The organism is Tistlia consotensis USBA 355 (assembly GCF_900177295.1).
GTDB classification, from domain to species: Bacteria; Pseudomonadota; Alphaproteobacteria; order Kiloniellales; family DSM-21159; genus Tistlia; species Tistlia consotensis.
This window is the reverse complement of the sequence record NZ_FWZX01000001.1, coordinates 744,155-760,306: the sequence shown is the minus strand read 5'-3', so window position 1 is coordinate 760,306 and position 16,152 is coordinate 744,155. Positions and strand designations below refer to the sequence as shown.

The following is a 16,152-nucleotide window of genomic DNA, read 5'->3' as shown; positions in this document are numbered from 1 at the left end:
CCTTGCCGCCGCAGGCCCGCCGACCCTAGAGTGCCTGCTCCCGATCGTTGGAATGACTGATGCGCTATTGCTCGACCCGGGGCGACGCCCCGGTCCTCGGTTTCGACGAGGTCCTGCTGACCGGCCTGGCGTCGGACGGCGGCCTGTACCTGCCCGAGGCCTGGCCGCACTTCTCCGCGGCCGACCTCGATGAGCTGGCCGGCCTGCCCTATCCCGAGCTGGCGGCCCGGATCATGCGGCCCTTCGTCGTCGGCTCGGTGGTCGCCGAGCGCTTCGACCTGCTGGTCGCCGAGGCCTATGCCGGCTTCGAGCACGCCGCCGTCACGCCGCTGAAGCAGCTCGACGCGCGGCTCTGGCTGCTCGAGCTGTTCCACGGGCCGACGCTCGCCTTCAAGGACGTCGCGCTGCAGCTGCTCGGCCTGCTGTTCGACGCCATCCTGTCGGCGCGCGGCCAGCGCCTGACCATCGTCGGCGCGACCTCCGGCGACACCGGCTCGGCGGCGATCGAGGCCTGCCGCGATCGCGCCCACGTCGAGATCTTCATGCTGCATCCGAAGGGCCGGACCAGCGAGGTGCAGCGCCGGCAGATGACCACGGTCCAGGCCGCCAACGTCCACAACATCGCGATCGAGGGCAGCTTCGACGACTGCCAGGACCTGGTGAAGGCGCTGTTCAACGACCGCGGCTTCCGCGCCGAGCTCCCGCTCTCGGCGGTCAACTCGATCAACTGGGCCCGGGTCATGGCCCAGATCGTCTACTACTTCGCCGCCGGCCTGGCGCTGGGCGCCATCGGGCCCGGGGGCCGCCGGCCGCTGGCCTTCGTCGTGCCGACCGGCAACTTCGGCAACGTCTTCGCCGGCTACGCCGCCAAGCGCATGGGCCTGCCGATCGAGACCCTGGTCGTCGCCTCCAACGCCAACGACATCCTGGCCCGCTTCTTCGAGACCGGCGCGCTGGCCATGGAGACTGTCGTGCCGACCCTCTCGCCCTCGATGGACATCCAGGTCTCGAGCAACTTCGAGCGCCTGCTCTTCGAGGCCGCCGACCGGGACGGGGCGCTGGTGCGCAGCCTGCTGGACCGCTTCCGCGAGGCGCGGCGGGTCGAGCTCGGCGAGCAGCTCTGGCAGGCGATCCGCAGCGATTTCCAGGGCTTCCGGCTCGACGACGCCGGCACGCTGGCCGAGATGGCCCTGCGCCGGCAGGAATCCGGCGAGCTCATCGACCCGCACAGTGCGGTCGGCACCGCGGCGGCGCGCAGCCTGGAGCTCGATCGCCGGCTGCCGGTCGTGGCCCTCGGCACGGCCCATCCGGCGAAGTTCCCCGACGCGGTCGAGAAGGCGACCGGCGAGCGGCCGCCGCTGCCGCCGCGCCTCGCCGACCTCTACGAGCGCCCGGAGCGCTTCGAGGTGCTGCCGGCCGACACCGAGGTCCTGAAGGCGCACATCCGCTCCCGGTCCGCCCTGGCGGGAGCCGCGGCATGAGCGTCACCGTCACCACCCTGCCGAACGGCCTGACCGTCGCCAGCGACCGCATGGACACGGTCGAGAGCGCCTCGATCGGCGTCTGGGTCGGCGTCGGCACGCGCCACGAACCGGCAGAGGCCAACGGCGTCGCGCACCTGCTGGAGCACATGGCCTTCAAGGGCACGAGCAACCGCTCGGCCCAGGCGATCGCCGAGGAGATCGAGGCGGTCGGCGGCCACCTCAATGCCTACACCGGGCGCGAGACCACGGCCTACTACGCCAAGGTGCTGGCCGACGACCTGCCGCTCGCGCTCGACATCCTCTCGGACATCCTGCAGCGCTCGACCTACGACGAGGAGGAGCTGAAGCGCGAGCGCGCCGTGGTGCTGCAGGAGATCGGCCAGGCCGAGGACACGCCCGACGACATCATCTTCGACTACTTCCAGGAGGTCGCCTATCCGGACCAGCCGATCGGCTGGCCGGTGCTCGGCCGCCCGGAGATCGTCGCCGTGTTGCCGCGCCAGGCCCTCTTCGACTACCAGCAGTCGCGCTACGGCGCCCGCCGCATGGTGCTGGCGGCCGCCGGACGACTGGAGCACGAGCGCCTGGTCGAGCTCGGGGCCGCGGCCTTCGGCGGGCACCGCAGCGAGAGCGTCGCCGAGCAGGCGCCGCCGCGCTACGCCGGCGGCGAGGCGCGCTTCGAGCGCGACCTGGAGCAGCTGCACCTGCTGCTCGGCTTCGAGGGCTTCGGCATCGAGGATCCCGACTACTACCCCGGCCAGGTCTTCTCGACCCTGTTCGGCGGCGGCATGTCCTCGCGGCTGTTCCAGGAGGTGCGCGAGAAGCGCGGCCTCGTCTACTCGATCTTCTCGTTCCTGCAGAGCCAGTCCGACAGCGGGCTGTTCGGCCTCTACGCCGGCACCGGCGAGGCCGAGGCCGGCGAGCTGCTGCCGATCTTCTGCGACGAGCTCGGCAAGGTGGCGGGTGCGCCGGTCGGCGAGGCGGAGCTGCAGCGGGCCAAGGCGCAGCTCAAGGCCTCGGTGCTGATGAGCCGCGAACGGACCAGCGCGCGCGCCGAGGCCCTGGGCGGCAACATCCTGGCCCACGGCCGGCCGATCCCGCCGGAAGAGGTCGTCGCGAAGATCGAGGCCGTCGGCCCCGACGACATTCTCCGTCTGGTCGGCCGCCTGCTGTCCAGCCCGCCGAGCCTGACCCTGCTCGGGCCGGCCGCCGGTGTCGAGAGCTACGATCGGCTGCTCGAGCGCCTGGGCGGCCCGGCGCCGAGGGTGGCCGCCGCCGGGGCATGAGGTCCGGGCCGCTGGTCCGCGGGCTGCCCCGCCTGTGGTCCGCGGCGCTCGGACCTCGCCTGAACGCCGCCCGCGTCTATCTGCGTCCGCCGACGATCGACGACTGGCGTGCCTGGTCGGAGCTGCGGCGCGAGAGCCGCGGCTTCCTGACGCCCTGGGAGCCGACCTGGCCGGCCGACGCCCTGACCGTGCCGGCCTTCCGCCGCCGCATCCGCCAGTACGCCCGCGAGCGGCAGGCGCGCAGCGGCTTCTCCTTCCTGATCTTCCGGCGCGCCGAGGCGGCCGGGCCGGGCGAGCCGAGAGGCGCGGACGCGCTGGTCGGCGGCGCCTCGCTGACCAACGTCAGGCGCGGCGTCTCGCAGTCGGCCAGCCTGGGCTACTGGATCGGCCGGCGCTACGCGCGCCAGGGCTACATGCACGAGGCCCTGGTCGAGCTGCTCGACTGGAGCTTCGGTCCGCTCGGCCTGCACCGGGTCGAGGCCGCCTGCCTGCCGGGGAACCGGCCGAGCCGGGGGCTGCTGGAGAAGCTCGGCTTCACCGAGGAGGGGCTGGCGCGCGGCTACCTGATGATCGACGGCCGCTGGCAGGACCACGTGCTCTACGGCCTGGTCGACGCGGACTGGAAGGCACGCCGCGACTGACCGGCGGGCGGGGCCGCGGCCGGGGCGCAGCGGGGCTCAGGCGTGGCCGGCGAAGCCGCTCAGCTTGGCGACGTCGAGGCCGATCTTGTCGACCGCCTTCTGCCACTTGCCCTCGAGGTCCGAGTCGAACAGCAGGGTCTCGTCGGGATCGACGATCAGCCAGCCGTTGGCCTGGATCTCCTGGTCGAGCTGGCCCGGTCCCCAGCCGGCGTAGCCGAGCGCCAGCAGGTGGCGGCGCGGGCCGCGGTCGTGGGCGATGTCGCGCAGGATGTCGACCGTCGCGGTCAGGGCCACGCCGTCGTCGATCTGCAGGCTCGAATCCTGGAGGTACTCGGTCGAGTGCAGCACGAAGCCGCGCCCGGTCTCGACCGGGCCGCCGAAGTGCACCCGGATCGCCCGTTCGGTCGCCGACTCGATGCCGAGCTGCTCCAGCAGGTCGGGGAAGCTCAGGCTCTCGACCAGGCGGTTCAGCACCAGCCCCATGGCCCACTCCTCGCTGTGGGCACAGAGGTAGACCACCGAGCGCTCGAACCAGGGGTCCTGCATCGACGGCATGGCGATCAGGAGCTTGCCGGTCAGGAAGTTGCCCTCGGCCTCGCTCAGACGATCGAACATGGACGCTCGCTGCTTGCTCATCGCTCGTTCCCCGCTGCGGCCAGCGGACGTATCGCCGCACGACTTCGTGACGATGTCGTGTGTCCTGGAAGCTATTATATGCCAGCCAGACCTCAGAAAAAGGTTACCGTTCCTCCAGGCCCAGGGATGTCCGTTCTGCTTCGCCGCCTGTTCTTGCTTCTCGCCGCGCTGACACTCGGCAGCGCCTGTGCCGTCTCCGGGGCCCGCGCCGCCGCCGGTCCCTGGGTCGACAACGACCAGGGCCGGCTGCGCCTGGTCGCGGCCGCGGACGCCATCGGTGAAACGGGCGAGCCGAAGCTCGGGTTGCAGATCGAGCTCAAGGACGGCTGGAAGACCTACTGGCGCTCGCCCGGCGACGCCGGCTTCCCGGTCAGCGTCGACTGGTCGGGCTCGGGCAACCTCGCCTCGACCCGCTTCGAATGGCCGGTGCCGCACCGCTTCACGCTGTTCGGCCTGGACACCTTCGGCTACGAGAAGGAGGTCGTCTTCCCGATCGCGGCCAAGGCCGCCGACCCGGGCCGGCCGCTCGCGCTGACGGCCAAGGTCGACTACCTGGTCTGCGCCGAGATCTGCGTGCCGCAGAGCGCGACGCTGACGCTCGACCTGCCGCCGGGCGCCGCCAGGCCTGCCCGCGAGGCCTTCCTGATCGACCGCTTCGAGGCGCGCGTGCCCGAGCAGGGCAGCGGCCACAGCGGCCTGACGCTGGAGCGGACCGGGGTCGGCGGCACGGCGACGAAGCCGACTTTGGTCGCCCAGGTCCGCTCGGCAGTCCCGCTCCTCGCGCCGGACCTGCTGGTCGAGACCGGGTCGGACCTGCGCTTCGGCGCGCCCGCGGTGAAGCTGGCGGCGGACAAGCGCAGCGCCACGCTGACGCTACCGGTCACCTTCGGGCCCCAGGGCGAGCGGCCGGTCGCCGGCACGCCGGCGACCCTGACCCTGGTCGACGGCAACCGCGGCCTGGAACAGGCGACGACCCTGCAGCCGCTGGCCGCGGCACCGGAGGGGCCCGCGGGCGAGCGCGCGGCGGGCTTCGGCGGCCTCGCGGCGATTCTCGGGCTGGCGCTGCTCGGCGGCCTGATCCTCAACCTGATGCCCTGCGTGCTGCCGGTGCTGTCGATCAAGCTGCTCTCGGCGATCGGCCACGGCGGCCGCGAGACCGGGGCGGTGCGGCTGTCCTTCCTGGCCTCGGCCGCGGGCATCCTGGCGTCCTTCCTGCTGCTCGCCGGCGCCGCGATCGCGGTCAAGGCGGCGGGGCTGGCGGTCGGCTGGGGCATCCAGTTCCAGCAGCCGCTGTTCCTCGCCGCGATGGCCCTGCTGGTCGTGCTGTTCGCGCTCAACCTCTTCGGCCTCTTCGAGATCCCGCTGCCCGGCTGGCTCGGCGGCGTGGCGACGATCGGTCACGGCCCGGGCGGCACCGGCGGCCACAGCCTGGCCGGCAACTTCCTGACCGGCGCCTTCGCGACCCTGCTGGCGACGCCCTGCTCGGCGCCCTTCCTGGGCACCGCGGTCGGCTTCGCGCTGTCGCGCGGCGCGCCGGAGATCCTCGCCGTCTTCACGGCCCTCGGCCTCGGCCTCGCCTTGCCCTACCTGCTGGTCGCCGCGGCGCCCGGGCTGGCGACCCGGCTGCCGCGGCCCGGTCGCTGGATGATCACCCTGCGCCGGCTGCTCGGCCTCGCGCTGGTCGGCACGGCTGCCTGGCTGCTCTCGGTGCTGGCCGTGCAGCTCGGCTGGCTGCCGACCGCCGGCGTCGCCCTGCTGCTCGGCGCCGTCGCGCTGCTGATCGCCCTGCGCCGCCGCCTGCCGCGCCCGGCCGCGGCCCTCGGCGGCGCGGCCCTGGTCGCGCTGCTGCTGGTCGTCGCCGCCTGGCCGCAGCCGACGCCCGGCGGGCGGGCGGGCGCGAGCCACGAGGCCGGCTGGCAGCCGCTCGACGTCGCGGCGATCCCGGCCCTGGTCGCCGAGGGCAAGGTCGTCTTCGTCGACGTCACGGCCGACTGGTGCATCACCTGCCAGGTCAACAAGGCCCTGGTGCTCGACGACCCGCAGGTCCAGGCGGCGCTGGGCGGCAAGGGCATCGTGCGCCTGCGCGGCGACTGGACCCGGCCCGACCCGGCGATCGCCGGCTACCTGGCCGGCTTCGGCCGCTACGGCATCCCCTTCAACGCCGTCTACGGCCCGGCGGCGCCCAACGGCAAGCCGCTGCCCGAGCTGCTGACCGTCGAGCAGGTGCTCTCGGCCCTGGCCGCGGCCGGCCCGTCCGGGCATCTGGCGGCGCGCGACTAGCGCGGCGAGGGGTTGCGGCCGGCGCCGGGCCGCGGCGCCGCGCGGCACGCTTGGCGGGCGAGCCCGGACGGCCTATCTGTGAGGGGCGAGCGCGCCGGCCGGCGTGCTCGAGCCATTTCCCAACCCTGGCAAGCACGAAGGGGGAAGCACCATGACGATCAAGGTCGGCGACAAGATTCCCAGCGCCAAGATGAAGCTGAAGACCAGCGACGGTATCCAGGAGGTGACCACCGACGAGCTGTTCGGCGGCAAGAAGGTCGTGGTCTTCGCGCTGCCCGGCGCCTTCACGCCGACCTGCTCGGCCAAGCACCTGCCCGGCTTCATCCAGAGGGCCGACGAGATCCGCGCCAAGGGCGTCGACCGGATCGCCTGCGTGTCGGTCAACGATGCCTTCGTGATGGACGCCTGGGGCCGCGACCAGGGGGCCGGCGACAAGGTCATGATGCTGGCGGACGGCAACGGCGAGTTCACCGACGCCCTCGGTCTGTCCTTCGACGCCTCGGGCTTCGGCATGGGCAAGCGCTCGCAGCGCTACGCCATGGTCGTCGACGACGGCGTGGTCAAGGCGCTGCATGTCGAGCAGCCGGGCGCCTTCGAGGTGTCGAGCGCCGAGGCCGTGCTGAACGTGCTCTGAGCCTCTGTCGCCCTCGGACGGCGCGAGGCGGCGGCCGGCCCGGCCGCCGCCTTCGCTTTCCGGGTGGATGACGGGGCCCGGCGCGGCGGGCTGCCGCACGACGCCTCCGATCCCTCTATAAGTATTTGATTCAGAAATAGTTTACCGTCCATATCGACGACAACCCTTGCTTTCCGGAGCGCCGCATTTGCTCTAGACTGCCGGCCAAAAGGAAGCGCTGGAGACGAGAGGACGCCTGGATGCGGAGAGGACTGCTGGTCGCCGGTGCGGCGCTCTTGGTGGTCGCCGCGGCGGCGGTCGCCGTCGGCGTCACGCTGCGCAACCAGGTCGAGGAGAACTGGCGCGTCGCGCTGGACCAGCTGCAGGAGCGGCTCGGGCCGGGCGCCGAGGTCAGCTACCGATCGCTCGACGTCGCCCTCTTCGCGCGCGGCGGCACGGTGCACGGCCTGGAGATATCGGCCCCGGCGCTCGAGGATCCCTTCACCCTGACGGTGGCCACGCTGTCCGCGAAGGGGCTCGTGATCGAGGGCAGCGAGGGCCTGCGCTTCCACTCCGGAGCGGCCGAGGGGGTCGTCGTCGCCACCGACTGGGGCCGCTGGCGGATCGACCGGGTCGCGCTGCGGGAAATGGTGTTCGACGACAGCCCGGCGACCGGCCCGGAGACCTGGACCGGGCGCCTGTCGTTCGATTCGGGCAGCGTCGAGCAGATCAGCTTCGACCGCTCTGGAGCGGTCAATCCGGCCCAGCCCTTCGTCGAGCACGTGCCCGGCACCTTCAAGATCAGGAAGCCGCCGCCGCCCGACCAGACGGCCAGCCTGCCGGACCAGCGCCAGGACGAGTCGCTGGCGCCGCCGCCCGGCGAGACGCCTGCCGACCAGGGCGCCGCCGGCGGGACGCCCTCCGACAAGCCCGACGCGACGCCCGGGGAAGGGGCGGCCGCCGGGCAGCCGGCGCCGGCCCCGCCGCCGTCGCTGCGCGGCTCCCTGGCCCACGCCGAGCTCGGGCAGCTGGTCCGCGGCCGCCTGGCGACGCTGCACTTCGAGCGGATGGCGGTCGACGAGACCGAGAGCCGGCGCCTGGAAGTGGCGCAGGGCGGCCTGACCGACCTCGACCTGACCCTGATCGCTTCGGGCCAGCTCGGCGACCTGATCCCGCCGCGGGCCCCGGCCGGAACCATGCGGCTCGAGGACGTGCGCCTGCACGACGACAAGGTCGACCTGCGCCTGGCCAGCCTGGCGATCGAGGACCGGACCGTCGACGAGAACCTGCGCCAGGAAATGACGCTCGACGGCCTGACCTTCTCCGGCCAGGACCCGGCCCTCGCCCGCTTCTGGGCGCCGATCGAGGCCGCCGGCTACGGCCCCGGCTTCCGCCTGCACAGCGTCGCGCTGCTGGCGCCCGACGGCGGCGAGGTCGACCTGCGCTCGCTGCTGCTGGAGCTGCCGAAGGCCGCGTCGCTCGAGGTGAAGGCGCACGTGCTGAAGCTCAACGAGGATCAGCTGCTCGAGGATCCGGAAGCGCTGGACAAGGTCGCGGGCAAGGCCAAGCTCGCTTCGGCCAGCCTGACCCTGATCGACGAGGGCGGCCTCGACGCCATCCTGACCGGCCCGGCCGGAGAGCAGGGCATGACCGCCAAGCAGCTGCGCCAGGTCGCCGCCTTCCAGGTCGCCGAGGCGCTGCGCCAGGGCCAGATGCCGCGCGACCTGGGGCTCGCGGTGCAGGAGTTCCTGGCTAATCCCGGGCGCCTGGAGGTCGAGATCAGGCCGTCCGAGCCGGTACCGCTGCTCGCCTTCGCGATGCTCGCGGTGGCGCCTGACCAGATCGCCGAGCAGCTCGGCATCGCCGCCAAGGCGACGCCGCCGGACTGAGGGGCGGCCCGACCCGGCTGCTCAGCGCGGGATCGCGGCCACGGCCAGACGGTCGGCGCGCTCGTTCTCCGGGTGGCCGGCATGGCCGCGGACCCAGTGGATCTCGATCTCGTGCGGCCGGATCGCGGCGTCCAGACGCTCCCAGAGGTCCTGGTTCTTGACCGGCTTCCTGTCGGCGGTCTTCCAGCCGCGCTTGCGCCAGGCGTGGATCCACTTGGTGATGCCGTCGCGCAGGTAGGTGCTGTCGGTCCAGAGCTCGATCCGGCTCGGCCGCTTCAGCGCCTCCAGGGCCGCGATCGCCGCCATCAGCTCCATGCGGTTGTTGGTGGTCTGCCGCTCGCCGCCGCTGAGCTCCTTCTCGCGGCCCCGGTAGCGCAGGACCGCGCCCCAGCCGCCGGGGCCCGGGTTGCCGCTGCAGGCCCCGTCGGTGAAGATCTCGACACTGTCGGTCATAGCGCTCCGTTCACGTCAGCCCGTAGGCGCCCGGGCCGCGCACCCCCTGGTGGAAGCGCAGCTTGTGCCAGTACTCCAGCGGGTCCTTCGGCGTGACCAGGGCGCCCGCCGGGCAGTTCAGCCAGTCGTAGAGCCGGGTCAGCAGGAAGCGCATGGCGGCGCCGCGCGCCAGGATCGGCAGGGCTGCCAGCTCCTCGGGTCCGACCGGGCGCTGGCCGCGGTAGCTGTTCAGCAGGTGGCGCGCCTTGGTCGCGTTGAAGGCGCCGTCGGGCTCGAAGCACCAGGCGTTCATGCAGATCGCCAGGTCGTAGGCGAAGCAGTCGTTGCAGGCGAAGTAGAAGTCGATCAGGCCGGTCAGCTTCTCGTCACGGAAGAAGACGTTGTCCGGGAACAGGTCGGCGTGGATGACGCCCTCGGGCAGGCCGGCCGGCCACTCCGCCTCCAGCCGGTCGAGCTCCCGCTCCAGGCCGGCGGCGAGGCCCTCGCAGACCTGGTCGGCGCGGCCGTCGCAGGACTCGTAGAGCGGCCGCCAGGAGCCGACCGACAGGGCGTTCGGACGCTTCAGCGCGAAGTCGCCGCCGGCCAGGTGCAGGCGTGCCAGCTGGGCGCCGAGCTCCTGGCAGTGGAAGGGATGGACGCGGCGCGGCCACAGGCCCTCCAGGAAGGTGATGACCGCCGCCGGCCGGCCGCGCAGGTCGTGCAGCACGGCGCCGTCGCGCGCCTTGACCGGCAGCGGACAGGCGATGCCGCGGCTCGCCAGATGCTCCATCAGGCCGAGGAAGAACGGCAGGTCCTCGCGGTGCACGCGCTTCTCGTAGAGCGTCAGCACGTAGTTGCCGGAGCGGGTGCCGAGCAGGAAGTTGGAGTTCTCGACGCCCTCGGCGATGCCCTTGAAGGTGAGCACCTCGCCCAGGTCGTAGGCGCCCAGGAAGGCGCGCAGCTCTTCGTCGGAAACCTCGGTGTAGACGGCCATGGCGCCGCCTCTTAGCGGAAAAGCCGCGCCCGAGAAAGCGCGGCGCGCGGGGCCGGGCGGCGCCGGTCGCCCGCGCCGTCGTCCGGCCTGTCGGGGATCGCGGGCCGGCCGCCGCCGGTCGCGCCCGATGCCGCCCGGCCGGTCCTCGCGGCGGTCACGCCGCGGCGGTGACGTCGGCGACGACGCGCGGCAGCTTGAAGGTCACGTTCTCGTCGGGCGTCGTCGCATACTCGATGGCGACGTCGAAGCGCTGGCGGAAGGCCTCGATGACCTCCTGGACCAGCACCTCCGGCGCCGAGGCGCCGGCGGTCAGGCCGATCCGGGTCTTGCCCTCCAGCTGCGCCCAGGGGATCTCCGTGGCGCGCTGCACCAGCGCCGCGAAGGGGCAGCCGAGCTTCTGGGCGACCTCGACCAGGCGCCGCGAGTTCGAGGAGTTCGGCGCGCCGACGACCAGCAGGGCCTCGCAGCTCTGGGCGATGTCCTTGACCGCCTGCTGGCGGTTGGTCGTGGCGTAGCAGATGTCCTCCTTGCGCGGCGTGCGGATCTTGGGAAAGCGCCGCTGCAGGGCGTCGACGACGCCCGCGGTCTCGTCGACCGACAGCGTCGTCTGGGTGACGTAGGCCAGGCGCTCGGGGTCGCGCACCTTGAGGTGCTCGACCTCCTCCTCGCCCTCGACCAGCAGGATCGATCCCTCGGGCAGCTGGCCCAGGGTGCCGATCACCTCGGGATGGCCGCGGTGGCCGATCATGACGATCTGCAGGCCGTCCTTGTAGTGGCGCTCGGCCTCGCGGTGGACCTTGCTGACCAGCGGGCAGGTCGCGTCGACGTAGAGCATCTTGCGCGTCTCGGCCTCGGCCGGCACCGACTTCGGCACGCCGTGCGCCGAGAAGATGACCGGGTAGCCGTCGGGCACCTCGCTGAGCTCGTCGACGAAGATCGCGCCCTGCTGCTCCAGCGACTCGACGACGTAGCGGTTGTGCACGATCTCGTGCCGGACATAGACCGGCGGGCCGAACTTCTTGAGCGCCCGCTCGACGATGTCGATCGCGCGCACCACGCCGGCGCAGAAGCCTCGCGGGTTCGCCAGGACGATCGTCATCTTCTCGCCTGTCATCTCGGTCCTCGCCCTGTGAGCCGCGCCACCCCTGGAAAACCGCTCTCCGGGGCTGCGGCGGTTGCGGTCTTGTGGCTCCGCCGGGCCTCTCCTAGAGTGCCGCGCCGGCGCCGACTGCTGCGCCGCACCCTAATATAGTCAGCCGCAAAGGGAAATTGAGAGATGGCTCAGGCAGGAGCGGAACGCGCCGGCATGGCCGTCGGCGGCCCTCGCAGGCGGCCCGGGGCTGCCCGACGGCTCGGCGCGACGATCGGGCGCGGCGCCCTGCTGGCCGCCTTGCTGCTGCTGCCGGGCGCCTGCTCGCTGTTCCAGAAGGACGGGCCGCCGCCGCCCTGCCCGACGGTCGCGCGGCCGAGCGAGACCGATCACCTGACCCGCTTCGACGGGTCCGGCCGCGACCTGACCGACGTCGTCTTCAAGGCCCGGCTGCGCGACGTCAAGTCGAGCTGCGAGTACCACGACGACGACACCCGCCTGGAAGGCGACCTGCTGATCACCTTCGAGATCGAGCGCGGGCCGGCGCTGCGCCGCCTGCAGGCGGGCCAGGACAGCAACGCCGCCGGCTTCAGCTACTTCGTCGCGGTCGCGACCAACGCCGACCAGCCGAAGATCCTGAGCCGCCAGGCCTTCGACGTGAACGCGACCTTCGAGGGCAACAACAACCGGGTCGCCCTGACCGACGAGATCGCCCCGCAGATCTCCCTGAAGCCGGGCGAGGACGGCAGCAACTACCGGATCTACGTCGGCATCGAGCTCAACCACGCCGAGCTGGACTACAACCGCCAGAACCAGTGAACCGGAACCAGTGAGCCGGCGCCGGTGAGCGGCGGGCCTCAGGAGGGCTCGTCCGCCTTCTGCAGCGCTTCCAGGAAACGCGTTCCGTAGCGCTCCAGCTTGCTGGCGCCGACACCGGGAATTTCCGAGAGCGCGTCGAGGTCCCGCGGCCGGGCCTTGGCCATGGCGATCAGCGTCGTGTCCTGGAACACGATGTAGGGCGGCACGCCCTGCTCCCGGGCCAGGGTCGTGCGGACGGCGCGCAGCTGCTCGAAGACCTGGGCCTCGCCGGCATCGAGGGCCTGTCGCAGCGCGGCGCTCTCGCCTGCCGCCGGGCGGGCGGCGCGGCCGGCCTTGCGGCGCCGGTCGTGGCGCAGCATCAGCTTCATCTCGCCCTTCAGGATGGCGCGCGCCTCGCCGGCCAGGCGCAGGGCGCCGTAGGCGTCGTGGTCGACCTCCAGGGCGCCGCGCGCAACGAGCTGCCGGAACACCGACTGCCACTCGGTCTTGTCGAGGTCGCGGCCGACGCCGAAGGTCGGCAGGCGGTCGTGGTGCCACTGGCGGATCTTGTCCGAGTCGCTGCCCTGCAGCAGGTCGATCAGGTGGCCGATGCCGAAGCGCTGGCCGGTGCGGTAGACCGCCGAGAGCGCCTTCTGCGCCGGCACCGTGCCGTCGTAGCTCTCGACCGGACTGAGGCAGGTGTCGCAGTTGCCGCAGGGGCCCTCGCGATGCTCGCCGAAGTGGCGCAGCAGGGCGTTGCGCCGGCACTCGGCGGTCTCGCAGATGCCGAGCAGGGCCGAGAGCTTGGCCCGCTCGACCCGCTTGATCTCGTCCGGGCTGCCCGAGTCGTCGATCATCCGGCGCCGCAGCGCCATGTCGGCCAGGCCGTAGAACAGGATCGCGTTGGCGGGCAGGCCGTCGCGGCCGGCACGGCCGGCCTCCTGCATGTAGGCCTCGATGCTGGACGGCAGGTCGAGGTGGGCGACGAAGCGCACGTCCGGCTTGTCGATGCCCATGCCGAAGGCGATGGTCGCGACCAGCACCAGCCCCTCCTCCTTCAGGAAGGCGTCCTGGTTCGCCTGGCGCACGGCGGTCGGCATGCCGGCGTGGTAGGGCAGGGCGCGCAGGCCCTGGCCGGCCAGCCACTCGGCGGTCTCCTCGACCTTGCGGCGGGACAGGCAGTAGACGATGCCGCTGTCGCCGTGGTGCTCGCGCTGCAGGAAGCCCAGCAGCTGGCGCTTCGGGTTGTCCTTGACCTCGATCGAGAAGCGGATGTTCGGCCGGTCGAAGCTGCTGATGAAGATGCGTGCGTCGTCGAGTCGCAGGCGATGCACCAGGTCGCGCTGGGTCTGCGGATCGGCGGTCGCGGTGAGCGCCAGGCGCGGCACGCCGGGGAAGCTCTCGGCCAGCTCGCCGAGCTTCAGGTACTCGGGCCGGAAGTCGTGGCCCCACTGGCTGACGCAGTGCGCCTCGTCGATGGCGATGAGGGCGATCGGCATGCGCTGCAGGAAGGCGACGAAGCTGGGCAGCGCCACCCGCTCGGGCGCGGCGTAGAGCAGGTCGATCTCGCCGGCCAGCATGGCGCGCCGCAGCGCCTGCACCTCGGCCTCGCCGAGGTCGGAGTTGTAGGCGGCGGCGCGCACGCCGAGCTGGCGCAGGGCCTCCACCTGGTCGCGCATCAGGGCGATCAGCGGGCTGACGACGATCGCCATGCCGGGGCGCAGCAGCCCCGGGACCTGGTAGCAGAGCGACTTGCCGCCGCCGGTCGGCGCGAAGACCACGGCGTCGCCGCCCTGCCAGACGTGGCGGATGATCTCCTCCTGCTGGCCGCGGAAGGTCTCGTGGCCGAACAGGCTCTTGAGGATGCCATGCGGCGTCGGCCGGTCGGTCCCGGCCCCCTCGGTCCCGGGCTCCGTCGCCGGGGCCGTCGTCTGGTCGCTCGTCAGGTCCGTCATCGCGGGTCCAGCGGTAGGGGATTCGTCGCCGCTTGCCCAGAGGTTGCCCGCCGGGGCCTTCCGGTGTCCCGCGGCGGCGTCGCGCGGCTTGGCGGTTCTGTAGCAGGAAGCGTCGTCGATTGACAAAAGTCCGAACTCCTTTACCCTCCGCGGCGCGTCCAGAGTCGTGCGCGGGAGACGCCGGGCAGGGGGAGACCCCGGGCCCGGGGCCGAAGGAGCAACCGCCCCGGAAACTCTCAGGCAAAAGGACCGCGACCGTAGGTTGGACGCCTCTGGAGAGCGGGCCGCGCGCAGATCCTGCACGCGGTCTCACCGAAGGGGGTAATCCGTTCGCCCGCGGGGTCCAGCACCCCGCGAACCCGTTTTTGTTACGGCTTTGGGTTCGGCGGCGGGAAATCTCTCAGGGTCGTGGACAGAGGGGGCGCGTCGCAGCTCGCGGTTCGGCGAGGTGCTGCGCCGTCCATCTCTGTTGGAAAGCGACCCTTGAACGGCACCCCAGAAGACGACCTTCGACGCACCCCCCTCTACGAGCTTCACCGGGCCCTCGGCGCCCGCCTCGTGCCCTTCGCGGGCTACGAGATGCCGGTCCAGTATCCGGCCGGCATCCTGAAGGAGCACCTGCAGTGCCGCGAGCAGGCGGCGCTGTTCGACGTCTCGCACATGGGCCAGGTGCGCCTCGAAGGGCCCGGCGCCGCCGCGGCGCTGGAGGGCCTGGCGCCACTCGACGCGCAGGGGCTGCCCGAGGGCCGGACCCGCTACTCCTTCTTCACCAACGCGGCCGGCGGCATCCTCGACGACTTCATGACCAGCAATGCCGGCGACCACCTGTTCCTGGTGGTCAACGCCGCCTGCAAGGCCGCCGACGTCGCCCGCCTCGAGGCGGCCCTGCCGGCCGGCACCCGCTGCGCGCTGCTCGAGGACCGCGCCCTGCTCGCCCTGCAGGGCCCCAGGGCGGCGGCCGTGCTGGCGCGCCTCGCGCCGGAGGTCGCCGGGCTGCGCTTCATGGATTCGCGCGAGCTCGAGCTCGCCGGCCTGCCGGCGCGGGTCTCGCGCTCCGGCTACACCGGCGAGGACGGCTTCGAGATCTCGCTGCCGGCCGACTCGGCCGCGGCCTTCGCCGAGCGCCTGCTCGGCGAGCCGGAGGTCGCGCCCGCCGGCCTGGGCGCCCGCGATTCGCTGCGCCTGGAGGCCGGGCTCTGCCTCTACGGCCACGACCTCGACGAGACGACGACGCCGATCGAGGCCGGCCTCGCCTGGGCGATCGGCAAGCGGCGCCGCGCCGAGGGCGGCTTTCCCGGCGCCGAGATCATCCGGCGCCAGCTCGCCGAGGGCCCGGCCCGCAAGCGCATCGGCCTGCTGCCGGAGGGCCGGGCGCCGCTGCGCGAGGGCCTGGAGCTGGCCGACGGCACCGGCCACAAGGTCGGGCGCATCACCAGCGGCGGCTTCGCGCCGAGCCTCGGCCGGCCGGTCGCCATGGGCTACGTCGAGGCGGCCCTGGCCGATCCCGGCGTCGCGCTGACCGCCGAGCTGCGCGGCAAGCCGACGGCGCTGACCGTCGCGGCGATGCCCTTCGTCAAGCACGGCTACAAGCGATCCTGAGGACATCCCGAACCAAGCGAACAGCGGAGGCGAGAAGCGTGGCGGATCTCTATTTCACCGACGAGCACGAGTGGCTGAAGGTCGAGGGCGGCGAGGCCACGGTCGGCATCACCCAGTACGCCCAGGAGCAGCTCGGCGACGTGGTCTTCGTCGAGCTGCCCGAGGTCGGCAGCAGCCTGGCCAAGGGCGACCAGGCGGCGGTCGTCGAATCGGTCAAGGCGGCCAGCGAGGTCTATGCCGGCGTCTCCGGCGAGGTCACCGCGGTCAACGAGGCGCTGGTCGACGAGCCGGCCAAGGTCAACGCCGAGCCGGAGAGCGGCGGCTGGTTCTTCAAGATGACGCTCAGCGACCCGGGCGAGCTGTCCGGGCTGATGGACGAGGCGGCCTACAAGGCCTTCGTCGAGGGTCTCGGCTGACGCCGGGGCGTCGCCCCGGGCCCCTCCGGGCAGCGTAAA

At 72.5% G+C, this 16,152-nt stretch carries 14 protein-coding genes and 2 riboswitches; of the genes, 9 read left to right on the top strand and 5 right to left on the bottom strand.

Annotated elements, in window-relative coordinates:
* Nucleotides 1-59 precede the first annotated feature (59 nt).
* Genes thrC through B9O00_RS03460 form a run of 3 tightly spaced genes read left to right on the top strand, consistent with a single transcriptional unit; the run spans nt 60 to nt 3,411 of the window.
* Nucleotides 60-1,481, top strand: a complete 1,422-nt coding sequence (gene thrC, locus B9O00_RS03470; RefSeq protein WP_085121010.1) for a threonine synthase — start codon at nt 60-62, stop codon at nt 1,479-1,481.
* A complete protein-coding gene (locus B9O00_RS03465; protein ID WP_085121009.1) occupies nt 1,478-2,770 on the top strand; it encodes a M16 family metallopeptidase in 1,293 nt (430 codons plus the stop codon). The genes thrC and B9O00_RS03465 overlap by 4 nt, the downstream gene beginning before the upstream one ends.
* Nucleotides 2,767-3,411: a GNAT family N-acetyltransferase gene (locus B9O00_RS03460; RefSeq protein ID WP_085121008.1), complete on the top strand. Its 645-nt coding sequence runs from the start codon at nt 2,767-2,769 to the stop codon at nt 3,409-3,411. The genes B9O00_RS03465 and B9O00_RS03460 overlap by 4 nt, the downstream gene beginning before the upstream one ends.
* Nucleotides 3,412-3,447: 36 nt before the next feature.
* Here B9O00_RS03460 and B9O00_RS03455 read toward each other — a convergent pair whose 3' ends face one another.
* On the bottom strand, nt 3,448-4,026 hold the full coding sequence (locus B9O00_RS03455) for a YqgE/AlgH family protein (protein WP_218822772.1): 579 nt from the start codon (nt 4,024-4,026) through the stop codon (nt 3,448-3,450).
* Nucleotides 4,027-4,173: 147 nt separating this feature from the next.
* On the opposite strand from B9O00_RS03455, the gene B9O00_RS03450 reads away from it, so the two are divergent.
* From B9O00_RS03450 to B9O00_RS03440, 3 genes are all read left to right on the top strand, one after another.
* Nucleotides 4,174-6,327 (top strand): protein-disulfide reductase DsbD family protein, encoded by a 2,154-nt coding sequence (locus tag B9O00_RS03450; protein ID WP_085121006.1) that lies wholly within the window; start codon nt 4,174-4,176, stop codon nt 6,325-6,327.
* A 151-nt stretch (nt 6,328-6,478) separates the two neighbouring features.
* Nucleotides 6,479-6,961 (top strand): peroxiredoxin, encoded by a 483-nt coding sequence (locus B9O00_RS03445; RefSeq protein WP_085121005.1) that lies wholly within the window; start codon nt 6,479-6,481, stop codon nt 6,959-6,961.
* Nucleotides 6,962-7,200: 239 nt separating this feature from the next.
* The gene (locus B9O00_RS03440) at nt 7,201-8,829 is read left to right on the top strand and encodes an aq_1923 C-terminal domain (protein WP_085121004.1); all 1,629 of its coding nucleotides are present in this window, start codon (nt 7,201-7,203) and stop codon (nt 8,827-8,829) included.
* A gap of 21 nt (nt 8,830-8,850) precedes the next feature.
* Here B9O00_RS03440 and rnhA read toward each other — a convergent pair whose 3' ends face one another.
* From rnhA to ispH, 3 genes are all read right to left on the bottom strand, one after another.
* Complete coding sequence (gene rnhA / locus B9O00_RS03435) at nt 8,851-9,282, bottom strand: ribonuclease HI (RefSeq protein WP_085121003.1); 432 nt, start codon at nt 9,280-9,282, stop codon at nt 8,851-8,853.
* A gap of 10 nt (nt 9,283-9,292) precedes the next feature.
* Entirely contained in the window at nt 9,293-10,255 is a 963-nt protein-coding gene (locus tag B9O00_RS03430) for a homoserine kinase (protein ID WP_085121002.1), read from the bottom strand.
* 154 nt (nt 10,256-10,409) lie between these two features.
* Nucleotides 10,410-11,369, bottom strand: coding sequence for a 4-hydroxy-3-methylbut-2-enyl diphosphate reductase (gene ispH / locus B9O00_RS03425; protein WP_085121001.1), 960 nt, complete (start codon nt 11,367-11,369; stop codon nt 10,410-10,412).
* A 162-nt stretch (nt 11,370-11,531) separates the two neighbouring features.
* Between ispH and B9O00_RS03420 the strand changes: the two genes are divergently transcribed.
* Nucleotides 11,532-12,164 (top strand): hypothetical protein, encoded by a 633-nt coding sequence (locus B9O00_RS03420; protein WP_143596133.1) that lies wholly within the window; start codon nt 11,532-11,534, stop codon nt 12,162-12,164.
* A 38-nt stretch (nt 12,165-12,202) separates the two neighbouring features.
* On the opposite strand, the gene recQ is transcribed toward B9O00_RS03420, so the two are convergent.
* The gene (gene recQ, locus B9O00_RS03415) at nt 12,203-14,098 is read right to left on the bottom strand and encodes a DNA helicase RecQ (RefSeq protein WP_085120999.1); all 1,896 of its coding nucleotides are present in this window, start codon (nt 14,096-14,098) and stop codon (nt 12,203-12,205) included.
* Between the two features lie 161 nt (nt 14,099-14,259).
* Nucleotides 14,260-14,360, top strand: a riboswitch (glycine riboswitch).
* Nucleotides 14,361-14,524: riboswitch (glycine riboswitch) on the top strand.
* A gap of 57 nt (nt 14,525-14,581) precedes the next feature.
* Between recQ and gcvT the strand changes: the two genes are divergently transcribed.
* The gene (gene gcvT / locus B9O00_RS03410; RefSeq protein ID WP_085120998.1) at nt 14,582-15,697 is read left to right on the top strand and encodes a glycine cleavage system aminomethyltransferase GcvT; all 1,116 of its coding nucleotides are present in this window, start codon (nt 14,582-14,584) and stop codon (nt 15,695-15,697) included.
* A 38-nt stretch (nt 15,698-15,735) separates the two neighbouring features.
* Complete coding sequence (gene gcvH / locus B9O00_RS03405) at nt 15,736-16,113, top strand: glycine cleavage system protein GcvH (RefSeq protein ID WP_085120997.1); 378 nt, start codon at nt 15,736-15,738, stop codon at nt 16,111-16,113.
* Nucleotides 16,114-16,152: the final 39 nt, after the last annotated feature.

What these genes read in the sequence shown, in the direction of transcription:
- B9O00_RS03455 (WP_218822772.1), bottom strand. Translation starts at nt 4,026, where the DNA reads ATGTTCGATCGTCTGAGCGAGGCCGAGGGCAACTTCCTGACCGGCAAG.
- B9O00_RS03450 (WP_085121006.1), top strand. Translation starts at nt 4,174, where the DNA reads ATGTCCGTTCTGCTTCGCCGCCTGTTCTTGCTTCTCGCCGCGCTGACA.
- B9O00_RS03465 (WP_085121009.1), top strand. Translation starts at nt 1,478, where the DNA reads ATGAGCGTCACCGTCACCACCCTGCCGAACGGCCTGACCGTCGCCAGC.
- rnhA (WP_085121003.1), bottom strand. Translation starts at nt 9,282, where the DNA reads ATGACCGACAGTGTCGAGATCTTCACCGACGGGGCCTGCAGCGGCAAC.
- ispH (WP_085121001.1), bottom strand. Translation starts at nt 11,369, where the DNA reads ATGACAGGCGAGAAGATGACGATCGTCCTGGCGAACCCGCGAGGCTTC.
- B9O00_RS03430 (WP_085121002.1), bottom strand. Translation starts at nt 10,255, where the DNA reads ATGGCCGTCTACACCGAGGTTTCCGACGAAGAGCTGCGCGCCTTCCTG.
- B9O00_RS03445 (WP_085121005.1), top strand. Translation starts at nt 6,479, where the DNA reads ATGACGATCAAGGTCGGCGACAAGATTCCCAGCGCCAAGATGAAGCTG.
- B9O00_RS03440 (WP_085121004.1), top strand. Translation starts at nt 7,201, where the DNA reads ATGCGGAGAGGACTGCTGGTCGCCGGTGCGGCGCTCTTGGTGGTCGCC.
- thrC (WP_085121010.1), top strand. Translation starts at nt 60, where the DNA reads ATGCGCTATTGCTCGACCCGGGGCGACGCCCCGGTCCTCGGTTTCGAC.
- B9O00_RS03460 (WP_085121008.1), top strand. Translation starts at nt 2,767, where the DNA reads ATGAGGTCCGGGCCGCTGGTCCGCGGGCTGCCCCGCCTGTGGTCCGCG.
- B9O00_RS03420 (WP_143596133.1), top strand. Translation starts at nt 11,532, where the DNA reads ATGGCTCAGGCAGGAGCGGAACGCGCCGGCATGGCCGTCGGCGGCCCT.
- recQ (WP_085120999.1), bottom strand. Translation starts at nt 14,098, where the DNA reads ATGACGGACCTGACGAGCGACCAGACGACGGCCCCGGCGACGGAGCCC.